Source organism: Caloramator sp. (genome assembly GCF_020054765.1).
GTDB classification, from domain to species: Bacteria; Bacillota; Clostridia; order Clostridiales; family Caloramatoraceae; genus Thermobrachium; species Thermobrachium proteoclasticum.
Genome location: NZ_JAIHAO010000048.1, coordinates 1 through 13,591 on the forward strand (window position 1 = coordinate 1; position 13,591 = coordinate 13,591).

A 13,591-nucleotide genomic window follows, 5' to 3' on the forward strand; every position below is an offset into this window, starting at 1 on the left:
CAAGCAATTCTAAGCTTTTCTTTATTTGAAAAAGTCCTACCCTCGCGATGCCATCGTCCTGATGGCCGCTCGGCTCGGCACGTCCTGTGCCGAATTACGAACTTTTTTCAAAATCGAAAAGCAAGAATTGCTAAGGCTCTTGAAAGAGCCTATTGAAATCCTTTTATGGGGCTTTTTCATACTTTAGTTAACAAAGTAGGTTTATCAAAATCTTCAAGTCGTAAGACTATTATCCTATGGATTAGCTTTTATATATTTATAGATTTTTTTATAGCACGTTTGTAGGTTGGGTTATAGTCCGTCCAAGCGTCTGTTCCTGCATCCCTTTCTATTGCAAGATGGAAGGCGTTAATTTCAGCACTTGCCTTATCTGCATTATGAACAGCTATTGCCTCAAGAGTCATAGGAAGAACTGGTGAACCCATCTCTAAGGTTCCGTGGTGAGAAAGTATGCAGTGTTCAAGTTCATACCTTAAGGCTTGAGGAAAATCTTGTATCTTTGCTATAAAGCTATTTAGTATTTCAATTCCAATGTTTATATGTCCTATAAGTTTTCCCCTTGTTGTATATTTGTTTTCAGGGAAATCTGATAGCTCAATTATTTTTCCGATATCGTGCAGTAGTGCAGAAGCTACGGCAATATCATAGTTGACATATGGAAATATTTGTGTAAAATTAATTACAATTCTTGCAACTTCAATAGTATGTTGTGCAAGACCACCTATGTATGCGTGATGTATCTCTGCACCTGCTGCCTTCTTTAAAAAAGAAGTCTTAATATTATCGTTTGTAAATATATTATTTAATAGCTGTTTTATTTTTTGATTTTTTATGGTATCAATTATTTCAAATAGTTCTTTTTCTATTTGTTCGCTATTTAGATAACAGGATGGTATAACTTTATTTATTAGTTCTTGGCTTGGATTATCTATTTTTTCTATTTTATTTATATGAATTTGAAGGGTTCCCTTGAAATCTTTAGCCACACCTGAGATATAGGCAAAGCATCCAGGTAGTATTTTTTCTGCAATATCAGGACTATCGTTCCAAATCTTAGCATCATAGTTTTTTATACCAGAACTTATTTGAAGATGATAATATCCTTTATTATTTTGACCTATTTTTTTTCAATCTTTCTTACTACAATAGGTTGATTTTCTATTTTTTCGTTTGGATATAAATTTTGCATAAAATCACCTCGTTAATATTATACATTAAATTTATAAACTTTACACATAAATATTAGGTTGGAGGGATAAAAATGGAAAAAACATTAGTTTTAATTAAACCAGATGGCGTAGAAAGGGGACTAATTGGAGAAATAATAAAAAGGTATGAGATGAAGGGGCTAAAAATTAAAGCGATAAAGTCTGTATTTCCAACAAGGGAATTGGTGGAGAGGCACTATGAAGAACATAAGGGAAAGGAGTTTTTTGAGGAGCTTATAAAATACTTAACATCTGGAATGGTTATAGCTATGATAATAGAGGGTGAAAATGCAATAAAATGTGTAAGAAATATAAATGGTGCAACAAAATATCAAGATGCACTGCCTGGAACAATAAGAGGGGATTTTGCATATAAAGATACATATAATTTAGTTCACGCCTCTGATTGCAAAGATTCAGCTGAAAGAGAAATAAAGCTTTGGTTTGAATAGTTTCCCTAAGATGTTATTTATGATGGAAAAAGCCTTGGCATATGCCAAGGCTTTTGGTCTGGGTGACTGGACTTGAACCAGCGGCCTCAAGAACCCCATTCTTGCGCGCTACCATCTGCGCCACACCCAGATATATTTGACACATATATTATAAATCTAATTTTAAAATAAATCAATACTTATTAGAATAAATTCCCTTGTATCTTATTTTATGATTAAATACAATTTTTAGAGATATTAGTTGTATTTTAACCGTCAGAATAGTATAATTATATTGAAAAAAATATCTCAGACGCTGGGGGAGCCTTAGGCTGAGAGGAAGGTAAAACCTTCGACCCTTAGAACCTGAACTGGGTAATGCCAGCGAAGGGAAGCGGAAAAGTACTCCTTTTTGCGTCTGTAGAAAAAAAAGGAGGTTTTTTTATGCAATTTTTTGAAGGACTTTTAAAGATTAAGCCCTATGTTTGGGCAATTCTTGGGGCGTTGGTGCTTATTGCCGTTGCATCAATCTATCTAAACAAATCTAATACTAAGGAGAAGAAATTTGATACAAGAAAAATAACAACAGCAAGTCTATGTATTGCCCTTTCCTTTGTGTTATCCTACATTAAGATTTTTAAACTTCCACAAGGTGGTTCTATAACACTTGGAAGTTTAATACCTCTTTTTATATTTGCATATACTTATGGAGTGAAGGATGGAGTAATTGTAGGTGCAATTTATGGGATACTTCAATTTATACAAGAGCCTTATATTGTTCATTGGGCACAGGTTATAATAGACTATCCACTTGCCTTTGGAGCGTTAGGGCTTGCTGGTTTATCAAGAAAAAATATACCTGTTGGTATGGTGTTAGGAGGGGTTGGAAGGCTGTTCTTCCACGTAATTTCAGGGGTTATATTCTTTGCTTCCTATGCACCTGAAGGACAAAATGTATTGATATATTCATTAGTATATAATTTAACTTATCTATTACCAGACCTTATTTTATGCATTGTAATAGGGTTTATACCACAATTTAAAAATGCAATAAATAGGCTATCTACTGAAAGATGTTGATTAAATTACAAAGAATCCGTGAACAAAATATGTTCACGGATTCTTCTGTTTTATATAAATCGCATGAAGGGGAAACTCTTATAGGTTATTTATTAATTCAAATAAAGCTTTTGCAGCAAGGGTTGGTCCTTCCTTTTCTAAACCTTTTATTCCAAGCTGTGTTTTTATTTGACCAACCTTTATTCCTTTATCAAATAGGGTTTTAAAATATATTTCAATTAATTCGTCAGATCTATCTTGCCATTGAAGTGGTCCAAATGGGTTTGCGAAGTATGATGAGACAAGACCTACTTCATTTGTTGTTCCTTTTGCAAGCCTTTTACCTGATTTAAAAACATCTATTGCCTTTTCAACATCAGTAAATAATTCTATAGAATTGCCATCCTCAACCTTATCATAATTATTGGCATATAAGAATAAATCAACTTTTTGGCCTTTTATAATTTCCTTATAGCTTGATACTGGTATTATAAGTCTTGCATTTGTTTTATCAGGATTCATAAAAATACTTCTATCTATTTCTTTGAAGGCATAACCTTGGTCAAGGTCATCAAGTCTTACAAAGGCACCTATTTCAGTACCATAGGCAAGAATATCATCATTCTTTAGTCTAATTGTTCCCATATCATCAAATATTATAGATAGCTCACTTACAAAGTTTGCTTTAAGATTTCTAATAGCCTCAAGGGTTTCAGATTTACCAGCACCACTATCTCCAATAAGAATTACATTAGCCTGCTTGCCGTTTTTTAATGTAATATTTGCCATAGCTCCGTGTAGTGGTAGATAACCCCTCTTTAGCATAATTAAATTATGAAGAGTTAATGTCATCTTCTTCATATATCCAAAGTAATCTATCTCATCGCTATAAGAAACTAAACCAAGCATAATGTCGTTTTCTATATCATTATAAAATACGTTTTTTGTTTCATTAGAGTTGCATCTTGCACCAAATACATATACTATATCCGGTTTTTTACCTTGGTATTCTTCCTTTTTTGCAATTTCAAACAAATTGCAAAGTGAAATTCCGTGAGACATAAAATCTCTATGAAAATAGATATAGGCTAATAAATCCCCAACTTTAGCAGGAAAGCAAAACCAGTGCCTTGTTGTAACCTTGCAATCTTTTATTGGATTTTCAAATACTTCCTTAAATGTTCCTTCTCGCTTGTTCTTCTTAGGATATACAATGAAGGGGGGATCAAGCAAGATATTTTCAATAAAAGGAATGTTCTTTAGTGGCTCATACAGAGGGGGAATTTTCCAGTCATTATTGCTTAAAACAAGGCCTGCGTTGCCTCCTGCTGGGAGTTGTCTATATACATTTGGGGTTATTTGCAGTATATTTTCTTCAACTTTTCTATATAGTGATAGAATTAAATTAGAAAAATCTTGGTTTGCCTCAATAAAGCGAGTTTTTTCAAGTCCTTCGGTTATTTTATTGTTAAATATTAGTGTGTATCTTTCAATCTTACGCCAGTATCTATATAGGTCTTCAACAAAATCAATAAGTTCATCTTTATAATTTGAAAATGTGTTGTATTTTTCGTTTATTTTTATTATTTCATCAAGGTTCATAATAGAAAGTAATTTAAAAAGTGAGATAACTTCTTTGTTTATAATTGTTAGGTCATCAGTGCCTAATTTATCTGATATAAATCTGTAGGTTTTAGTATTTGCATTTTTGGATTTTGAAAGATATGAGGATAATACCTTACAAAATCCTTCGCTATCGAGCACCTTTTCGTAGGAGTCGCAGTAGTAGGAAGAAAAGTTGATCATTGCTTTGTTGTTGCTTAATGAAAATGACTTATACATAAAAGACCTCCGTGAAAGTTTCGAAATTGAATCTTGCAATTATTATACAATTATTATTTAGTGCTTGTCAATGATTTAATAGATATTTTATTTAGATTTATAAAGTTTTATGATTTCATCTACATATAACTTAAGATTAGAACGCAAGCTTTTTGATATACTTATGCTTATTCCTATAGATTCAACTTGTATTCCATATAGTGTTATTTTTTTATTTTTGTAAAATAATATATCATGATGAAAGTTATAAAGAGGTTTATATTCAAATTGAGGTATTATAATAGATCTTCCTGCAGGTAGATTAAAGTCGATGGCATCTACTATAATTACGTCGTCAAATTCATTTAATAAATCGTTTATATAGGCGATATCTGTTTCACATATTATACAGTCTATTCCCTTTTTTTTAAGTATATGTCCAATTACAATACCTATCCCATCATCCTGCATCAGAATATTACCTATGCACAAAATGGTTTTCATTTAATAACACTCCATCTTTACTTACTAAGTGAGTTGCACAAGATACACAGGGGTCAAAGGAGTGAACGGTTCTTATAATTTCAATTGGATTTGAAGTGTCTTCAATATAAGTCCCAATAAGAGCTCTTTCAAGAGGACCTTTAATACCATTATATGTAGGTGATAGGTTAAATGCTGATGGTGTTATTATATTATATTGATTTATTTTTTTATTTTGAATCTCTACGCTATGGTAAAGAGCACCTCTTATTGTATCTGTAGTACCTATTCCGGTTCCATCTAATACATCTTTGCTTATGGTGTTTTTATTTATTGATACCTCCTTGAGCATATTTTTTACATTTTCTGCAATAGATTTTGCTTCATAAACCCTTGATTTAATTCGACTTAAGGTAGAACTTTTAACCCATCCGTTTTTGATACAATTTCTGGATAGAGGACCTACCTCAATAGATTGATTTAAATATCTTGGAGCCTTTATAAAAGAAATATCATCTATTACTTCATATTCCTCTATATCGTTTAGGTTTAATTCATTGTATTTTTTATTGATTAAAACTCCACTGCTACATATACTAAACTCAGGAGTGTCATCAAATAGTCCGAAGCTTAAATAGTTACTACCAGAATCACCAATATCAAAATATTCATTATAATATTTTTCTATAATATAATAGTCCTCAAGCATATATTGACAAAAACTCAAGAGTTCATCAGCTATTTCAACTGCCTTTGAATATTCATATTGATTAAGTTTTGTTGTAACTCCTCCAAAAACAATTGCGTGATTATGTGGAGCTTTTCCACCTAATATACTTAATCCCTGATGAGCTAAAGTTGAATAATATAGGGATTTAATATAATTATCGCTTATTTTTATTTCTAAATCTCTTGGAACTTTGCTTTTAAAGTTTTCTGTTTCTATATTTACAAAATCGGGTATGGAAAATAAATAAAATTGTCTAATATGGTTTTGGAGTATGTCAAAACCGTGTATAATGTTCCTAATAATTTTGCTGTTATAATCAACTATTAGTGAAGAACAATCCTCAAGAGCACGACTTGATGCAATACTGTGGGCAGAAGAGCAAATACCGCATATTCTCTGTGTCAAATAAACTGCATCAAGAGGATGTTTATCTATAAGTAATTTTTCAAATCCTCTAAACATTGTTCCTTTACACTTAGCATCTACAACAATATTGTCATCTACCTGTGCTATTATTGTTAAAAAACCACTTATTCTGGTTATAGGACTTAAAACTATTTCCATTTACACTTCATCCTCCTTAAATAATGTATAGTTAGGGAAATCCTTTGAAGAACAACCAATACAAGGTGAATTTACACCAATTGGCCACTTTATATATCCATTCCATCTTGTATATGGACAGGGTGCCTTAGTTGAGGGACCAACGCATCCAATCTTTAAGTAGCAACCTACGTCTCCAACTCTTTTAGCAAATATATTTCTTTCAAAAAAGGTTCTTCTCTCACAAAAATCGTGGACTGTATTTCCATAGAGGTAGATAGGTCTTCCTATTGGGTCTAATTCTATTTGATTTCCTTCGATAAGATTTAATAGTAGAGATGCCATCCAGTTTCCAGATACAGGACAGCCAGGCATCTTTATTATTTTTTTGTTAGGAATTACTTCGCTCAATGCCTTTGATTCAGAAATATTTGGGAATGCGGCAGAAATCCCACCAAAACAGGAACAGGTACCAGCTGAAATGATAAACTTAGCATTTTCAGAAGCAACTTTCACAGCTTCAAGTGCAGTTATATATTTGTCATTGTAGTAGCCGATTATGTTATAATTTCCGTTGTCCTTTGTAGAAATAGCTCCCTCCACAACAAGAATGTAGCCTCCCTTTTCTATAGTATCAAAGAAAGCATCCATAGCCTTTGTTCCAAATGGGTACATTTCGCTGTTGCTGAAGGTTATGTTTACCCTTTGTTTTATAAATTCAAAGGAGGGATTTTCGCTGTTTAAAAATGATATAATGTTTCCTGAACATCCATTAGTTTCAAGCCAAATAAGATTCATATTAATTCTCCTTTTTTTAAAAATATCTAATAGATTTTATGAAATGTGGAAGTAAATATATTCAAGGTATAGTAAAAACTTTGTGAGAAAAAATAAATTATAGGAAGGAGTGATACTATGGATGAAATTTTCAAGAGAAGAAGTATAAGAAAATATCAATCAAAACCTGTAGAGAAGGAAAAGATTGATGAACTATTGCATGCAGCTATGGCTGCACCATCAGCAGGAAACGAACAGCCTTGGCACTACATAGTTATAGATGACAGAAATATTTTAAATAATATTGCAAATACACACCCTCACGCTACAATGCTTAAGGAGGCACCAGTTGCAATACTTGTGTGTGCTGATTTAACAAAGGAAAAATATGAGGGTTTTTGGGTACAAGATTTATCAGCATCCACACAAAATATACTTTTAGAGGCAGTAAGTTTAGGGCTTGGAACTGTATGGATTGGAGTATATCCAAATGAGACCAGAGTAAATGAAATAGTTAAAATGTTTGGACTACCATCAAATATAGTTCCTTTTTCAATAGTTGCAGTAGGTTATCCAGATGAATATAAGGATGAAGCAGACAGATATGATGAAAACAGAGTACATTATAATAAATGGTAATTAAATAAGTAAACAAAAGGTGATAGTCACCTTTTGTTTACTTATTTTATATGTTATAATACCTATGTATGGTATAGGGGGGTGACATAATGGAAATACTTGAAAAATTTAAAAAACTAATTAAAGAAATTTATAAAGATTATAAAGAATCAGGAAATATTTATAGAACTGGATGTGGATGAGGTGTAAATCCATATTATAATGAGCGTGCTCTGGAGGAGCACGAAAAAAACAAAACAGAAAAATAAAAATTGTTTACATTTATTCTAAATGATAATATAATATAATATAGTATAAATACCTATATAGGGTATATATGGAGGTGGAAATATGGAAATAAAGATTACTCAGTCTGCTGCTGAGGAATTAAAGAAAAAGTTAGAAGGAAAGGACCAAAATATTGGAGTTAGAGTTTATATTGCAGGTGTTGGATGAGGTGGCCCAAGTTTTGGTTTAGCTCTGGATGAGCAAAAGAATACTGATAATGTTTATGAAGTTGAAGGAGTTAAAGTTTTATTTGATAAGGAGCTTTCAAGGTATACAAGGGGCTTTATAATTGACTACAGAAATTCTTTCTTTGGAAAGAGGTTTGTTGTTGATCAGCTATATTCAAGAGGTGGATGTTCCTGCTAATGAAAAAAAGTGCCATAAAATTTTATGGCACTTTTTTAGAACTTGAAAAGGTCGTTTTTAATCTTTTTAAATAATGGTGGTAAGTTCATTGTAACTACTTTATCCTCAAGATATTTTAAATTTCCACCGATATTTTTAAATATTAATTTATTTGCAACAAGAAGTTGATGGTTTAATCCAAATTTGTTGAAGAAGAAACTATTAAACTTTCTGTTTCCATACTTTGGATCACCAACTATAGGATTACCTAAATATGATAGATGAGCTCTTATCTGATGACTTCTTCCTGTCACTAAATCAATTTCAATAACCGAAGCAATACCAACAGATTCTACATTCAATATTTTGGTTATTATTTCCTTCGAGTTTTTTACTCTTTTATCTAATATCATTACTTTATTAGTTCTTTCGTTTTTTGTTATATATCCTATGTATTCTCCAGTTGCTATTTTGCCTTTAACTAATGCGGTATATATCTTTTGTATTCCACCTAATCTTATTGCTTCATTTATTTGTTTTAGTGAATCATAGTTTTTTGCAAAAATAACGAGACCTTCTGTGTTTCTATCCAATCTATTGCAGGGTGATGGTGCAAAGGTTTTTTCTTCATCAGGATTGTATTCACCCTTATCATAAAGGTATGCCCATACCTCATCTGTTAAGGTTATTTCATTTCCTTCATCTGGATGAACTAATTGATTAGGTCTTTTTTCAACAATTAATATATTTTCATCTTCATAGGCAACTTTAAAATCATAATCAATTTCTAAAAACTTTTTAGGTTCTTTATTTTTAGCTGTATTTATTTCAATATTAAAATTTAAAATGTCTCCTTCATTTAATATGTACTTTTCACTCTGTTTCTTATTATTTATTTTTATTTCCCCTTTTCTTATTGATTTATATATAGCTCCAAGTGACATATCCTTTAAATATTTCCTTAGGAATTTATCAAGTCTCTGACCAGCTTCGTTTTTAGTTATAATAATTTCCTTCATAACATCACCTCTAAATTTATAGTACAATTTATATTATATATATTATCGTCATAAGTCAACAAAAAAATTAAAAGAGTATTTAATTTTTGTATTTGGATAAATTTTTTAAATTTGATTCATATATATTATTAAAAAATATTTTTGGTGGTTATATGAAAAATAAAATAATTAGAATTATGATAATAATTTTTATAGTATGCATTTCATACATAAATTATTATAGGACAGCTATTAACCTTGTATTCACTTCAAAGGTTAATAAAAGTGAAAATGTTGTTTTAAAATCGATAAAATATCACGTATTGACAGAAAGTTTTAGTGAAAGTCAAGGCAAATTTGAAAAACATCAAGATGTTTATTTTGTTTATCCATATAAGTTAAGGATAGATACGGTGAGTGAAGGTAAAACAATAGAGATATATAATAATGAAAAACACTACTATTATGATGATGTAACCAACAAGATTAGAGTAAAACAAGCGTTTCCTCAAAATGAACCATATGTAGTGGAAATAGTAAAAAAGGTAATGGATGTGGTAAACTCAGGAAGATATGAGTTTTTTGGATATGAAGAAAAAAACAATTTAAAAATCGAAGTTCTTGGTATTAAGAATAACATAGATCAAAACAATTATATGCATAAAATATGGATTTCACAAATAAATGGGATTTTGTTACCTATAAAGGAGGAATATTTTATTAATGGGCAAGTAGTAGAAAAGAGTGAATACATTTATGAGATAGTAAATGAAAATATAGAAAAGGAAATATTTGAAATAGACAGTTTGCCAAAGGTTGAAATAGTTGATGATGGATATTTAGCCAAGCATTTTGAAACAATACAAGAGGCAAGAAAGTATTTAAATTTTAAAGAACAACTTCCGTTAAATTATGCACCAACCTATATTTCGGTTAGTCCTCCAGATAGCAATCCTTGTTTAACGGTTGTATATATTGTAAACAACAAAAGAATAATATTAAGTGAATGGGTAGGGAAAATGAATTTTAATCCGAATGCTAAAATGGGTAATATAGATGTTTTAATAATAGAGAATAGTTCGGTTGTATTTATTAAATGGGTTAAGGACAATATAGTATATGAAATTTGTGGTGAAAAACAAAGTTTTGGTGATATAATAAGGATTGCAGAGGAGATTACAAAGGCTAAATTTATATTACAAGGAGAGTGAGTATGAATAAGTTAGTTTTTAAGGTAAAAGATAATGAAGTAGGCATTAAGATATCAAATTATTTAAAATATGAAAAAAGTATGTCAACAAGGCTGATTCGTAAACTTTCAAGGAAGGGTAATATATTAGTAAATGATAAGTCAGTAAAAATGGATTATGTTTTAAATTTAGGTGATATGATTGAAGTTATATTAGAAGCAGAAGAAAGCCAAGATATACTTCCAGAGGACATTCCTATTGATGTTGTTTATGAAGATACAGACTTATTAATTGTTAATAAACCACCCTTTATGGTTGTACATCCTACAAAGGGACATCCAACCGGAACTCTTTCAAATGCTGTTATGAATTATTTTAAAAATACAAATCAAAGTTCAATAGTAAGACTTGTTAATAGGTTAGATAGAGATACTTCGGGGCTTGTTATGATTGCAAAAAGTCAATTTGCACACCAGCAGATGGCTAATAAAATGGACAGGAATGAGGTGGAAAAATATTATATTGCTGTTGTAGAAGGATATATGGAGGGTAAAGGTACTATTGATTTACCAATAGATAGGCCATCAATGGATTCGATAAAAAGAGAAGTTTTAGAGTCAGGGCAAAGAGCAGTTACTCACTATGAAGTATTGAAATCTTCAAAGGATATTAGTGTAGTTTTAATAAGGCTTGAAACTGGAAAAACCCATCAGATAAGAGTACATTTTAGTCATATAGGCCATCCATTAGTTGGAGATACCTTATATGGAAAAGAGAGTTCATTGATTAATAGGCAGGCACTTCACGCATATAAATTAAGATTTAAGAGTATTAGAGAAGAAAATATAATTGAAGTTGTGGCAGATATACCAGATGATATAAAAAGTTTGATTAATAATATCGAAAAATGAAGTAAATTGTATATAATTTTTCGTTGAATTAGAACAAATTGTATAGTATAATTTAAATAAGGTAGGAAGAGCGAGATGCGCGTTGAGAAAAAGTGGCAGAGCCGCTTGCACTCGCTCTTCTTTTTTGTTATTTAACTCTTTCTCTATTTTTAAAGAATGTTCCAATATAAACTGTAAGTGGTATAGCAATAAGATGAAGTATAATCCAATAAGTCCAGCCCATTCTTGGTGTATACATAAATCATTCTCCTTTCTATTCTATTCCTTTATTTCGTCTCATTGATGCACCCCAATATAGAAGTAATGGTATTGCTATTATATGTAAAAGTAGCCACCAGCCCCATCCGATATTTGGAGTTAAATTGTACATAGGAACACCTCCTTTTAAAAATTCTATTTGTATTTTTTGCTGAAATCCAAAGTTTATACATAAAAATAAAAGCTTCCCCCTTTTATTTGGAGAAGCTTAATTTTTGTATAGTAATAAAAATTATTCCATAGAGCATATAGCATATCAATATAAAAAGCTGTACAGAAAGAAGAGTTTTAAGTATTGAACCTAAGATATAAATAAGTATTCCAATAAGAAGAGGTATAATTATATTCTTATAAAAATCAAAATTGAACGACTGAAGAGTTTTATAAATACTTTTCATATTTAAAATTAAACCTATGAGGGCTGATATAACAAAATTAATACAATATCCATATATATTTATGCTTGGTATTGCCATTAAAAAATAGATTAACGTGATATCAATAATAGAAACAAATATTGAATTAATTAATAAATTAAATTGTCGTCCTAATCCATTTAATATTGAAAAACTAAGGATTTCAAAATATACAATCGGTAAACCAAAGGCCAAATAATATATTAAACTTCCAACTGATGAATCTTTATATATAAGCATTGATAATTCTTTTGATGAGTTTAAAAAAATTGAACAGGATGCAAAGGCAACAGCCATAGTAAATTTAATAGTAGAGTTAATTCTGTGATTTAATATTTTATAGTTTTTGAAGGTTATTCCTTCAGAAAGAGAAGGAATCAATATGGTACTTAAGGAAGAAATTATTATAGCAGGGAAAAATACAACGTTCATAGCCATACCCTGAAGCTTACCAAGCATAGAAATTGATTCTTCATAGGGTATACCTGCAATATGTAGCCTTTTAGGAATTAATATTGCAATTATAGAACTAAACATTGTGGATAAAATTCCGTTTAGTGCAAGAGGAATTGATAGTTTTAAAAGGTTAAATAAAAGCTGAAGGCTGTTATCTGATTTACCCATTGGGGGATTTTTGCGTTTAAAATTTATAAAGCATAAAATTAAAAAGAGTAAACTTGATAATTCACCTATAGAAAGAGAAATATAAGCAGCAGCTGATTTAATATTTATATCATATCCCTTAAAAATTTGAATTAATAGATATATGCTAAGTATTCTAATTGTCTTTTCTAAAACATCGATTATGGCAGGTTCTACTACTCTTTGATATCCATAAAAAACTCCTTTAAATATAGAAGAAATTGAAACTATTATTAGTGCGGGACAGAAGCAGAGTATGCTAAGTTGAGTTCTATCATCATTTAATATATTTTTTGAAACAAAACTTGATAAAATAATAAGAATAATGGTTATGAAAACTGACCAAATAATTTCAAATATGCAGGTAACTTTAATTGTATTGTATAGTTCACGTGTTTTACCCAATGCCTTTTTTTCAGCACTAATTTTAGATATAGAAACTGTAACTCCTCCACCTGTAAAGAAGAGAAACATAGTATAAAGAGGTGATACAAGTTGGTAAAGACCCATTCCTTTAGAGCCTATTTCTCGAGATAAAATTACGGTAAATAAAAAGGCAAGTGCACCAGTTAATATGTTTGATAAGGTTAATATAAAAGTGTTTATAAAAAATTTAGAACGCATTTTACACCCCTAAAAACATTTTTACATACTATATTAATATGGTGTAATTTTTTTTATTATGAAAAATAGAATTTAAAAGTGCCGCTATTATAAGCGGCACTCAGGCTGTTGAAAAAGTTATATATTGATTAGCCCCATGAAGGATTTTAAGGCATTCGTTCATTTCGCCAAGCAATTCTAAGCTTTTCTTTGTTTGAAAAAGTCCTACCCTCGCGATGCCATCGTCCTGATGGCCGCTCGGCTCGGCAC

Annotated in this window: 13 protein-coding genes, 1 tRNA gene and 1 riboswitch; of the genes, 6 read left to right on the plus strand and 8 right to left on the minus strand. The window is 30.6% G+C overall.

The features are described 5' to 3' along the window. Positions 1 to 248: 248 nt before the first annotated feature. Positions 249 to 986: an HD domain-containing protein gene (locus tag JG776_RS11075; RefSeq protein WP_291967499.1), complete on the minus strand. Its 738-nt coding sequence runs from the start codon at positions 984 to 986 to the stop codon at positions 249 to 251. A 275-nt stretch (positions 987 to 1,261) separates the two neighbouring features. Between JG776_RS11075 and ndk the strand changes: the two genes are divergently transcribed. Then, positions 1,262 to 1,660: a nucleoside-diphosphate kinase gene (gene ndk, locus JG776_RS11080; RefSeq protein WP_291967501.1), complete on the plus strand. Its 399-nt coding sequence runs from the start codon at positions 1,262 to 1,264 to the stop codon at positions 1,658 to 1,660. 54 nt (positions 1,661 to 1,714) lie between these two features. Here ndk and JG776_RS11085 read toward each other — a convergent pair. Further along, positions 1,715 to 1,790, minus strand: a tRNA-Pro gene (locus tag JG776_RS11085). 157 nt (positions 1,791 to 1,947) lie between these two features. Next, a riboswitch (TPP riboswitch) is annotated at positions 1,948 to 2,049 on the plus strand. A 34-nt stretch (positions 2,050 to 2,083) separates the two neighbouring features. On the opposite strand from JG776_RS11085, the gene thiT reads away from it, so the two are divergent. Continuing rightward, complete coding sequence (gene thiT, locus JG776_RS11090) at positions 2,084 to 2,719, plus strand: energy-coupled thiamine transporter ThiT (protein ID WP_291967503.1); 636 nt, start codon at positions 2,084 to 2,086, stop codon at positions 2,717 to 2,719. Positions 2,720 to 2,797: 78 nt separating this feature from the next. Here thiT and JG776_RS11095 read toward each other — a convergent pair whose 3' ends face one another. The 4 genes from JG776_RS11095 to JG776_RS11110 form a co-directional block, all read right to left on the minus strand. After that, complete coding sequence (locus JG776_RS11095; RefSeq protein ID WP_291967505.1) at positions 2,798 to 4,540, minus strand: phosphoenolpyruvate carboxykinase; 1,743 nt, start codon at positions 4,538 to 4,540, stop codon at positions 2,798 to 2,800. An 87-nt stretch (positions 4,541 to 4,627) separates the two neighbouring features. Further along, positions 4,628 to 5,023: a hydrogenase maturation protease gene (locus JG776_RS11100; protein ID WP_291967507.1), complete on the minus strand. Its 396-nt coding sequence runs from the start codon at positions 5,021 to 5,023 to the stop codon at positions 4,628 to 4,630. Beyond that, positions 4,998 to 6,296, minus strand: a complete 1,299-nt coding sequence (locus tag JG776_RS11105) for a nickel-dependent hydrogenase large subunit (protein ID WP_291967509.1) — start codon at positions 6,294 to 6,296, stop codon at positions 4,998 to 5,000. Before JG776_RS11105 ends, JG776_RS11100 begins: the two co-directional genes overlap by 26 nt. Further along, positions 6,297 to 7,073 carry a hydrogenase small subunit gene (locus tag JG776_RS11110; protein ID WP_291967511.1) on the minus strand — a complete coding sequence of 259 codons (777 nt, stop codon included), beginning with the start codon at positions 7,071 to 7,073 and terminating at the stop codon, positions 6,297 to 6,299. 117 nt (positions 7,074 to 7,190) lie between these two features. On the opposite strand from JG776_RS11110, the gene JG776_RS11115 reads away from it, so the two are divergent. Next, positions 7,191 to 7,691, plus strand: a complete 501-nt coding sequence (locus JG776_RS11115) for a nitroreductase family protein (protein WP_291967513.1) — start codon at positions 7,191 to 7,193, stop codon at positions 7,689 to 7,691. A 330-nt stretch (positions 7,692 to 8,021) separates the two neighbouring features. Next, on the plus strand, positions 8,022 to 8,324 hold the full coding sequence (locus tag JG776_RS12450) for an iron-sulfur cluster assembly accessory protein (RefSeq protein WP_366934206.1): 303 nt from the start codon (positions 8,022 to 8,024) through the stop codon (positions 8,322 to 8,324). A gap of 35 nt (positions 8,325 to 8,359) precedes the next feature. Here the strand turns inward: JG776_RS12450 and JG776_RS11125 are convergent, their stop codons facing one another. Next, positions 8,360 to 9,322, minus strand: coding sequence for an RluA family pseudouridine synthase (locus JG776_RS11125; protein WP_291967515.1), 963 nt, complete (start codon positions 9,320 to 9,322; stop codon positions 8,360 to 8,362). A 152-nt stretch (positions 9,323 to 9,474) separates the two neighbouring features. Between JG776_RS11125 and JG776_RS11130 the strand changes: the two genes are divergently transcribed. Beyond that, a complete protein-coding gene (locus tag JG776_RS11130) occupies positions 9,475 to 10,512 on the plus strand; it encodes a hypothetical protein (RefSeq protein WP_291967517.1) in 1,038 nt (345 codons plus the stop codon). Positions 10,513 to 10,514: 2 nt separating this feature from the next. Then, a complete protein-coding gene (locus JG776_RS11135) occupies positions 10,515 to 11,402 on the plus strand; it encodes an RluA family pseudouridine synthase (RefSeq protein WP_291967519.1) in 888 nt (295 codons plus the stop codon). 452 nt (positions 11,403 to 11,854) lie between these two features. On the opposite strand, the gene spoVB is transcribed toward JG776_RS11135, so the two are convergent. Continuing rightward, positions 11,855 to 13,342 (minus strand): stage V sporulation protein B, encoded by a 1,488-nt coding sequence (spoVB, locus tag JG776_RS11140; RefSeq protein WP_291967521.1) that lies wholly within the window; start codon positions 13,340 to 13,342, stop codon positions 11,855 to 11,857. Positions 13,343 to 13,591 lie beyond the last annotated feature (249 nt).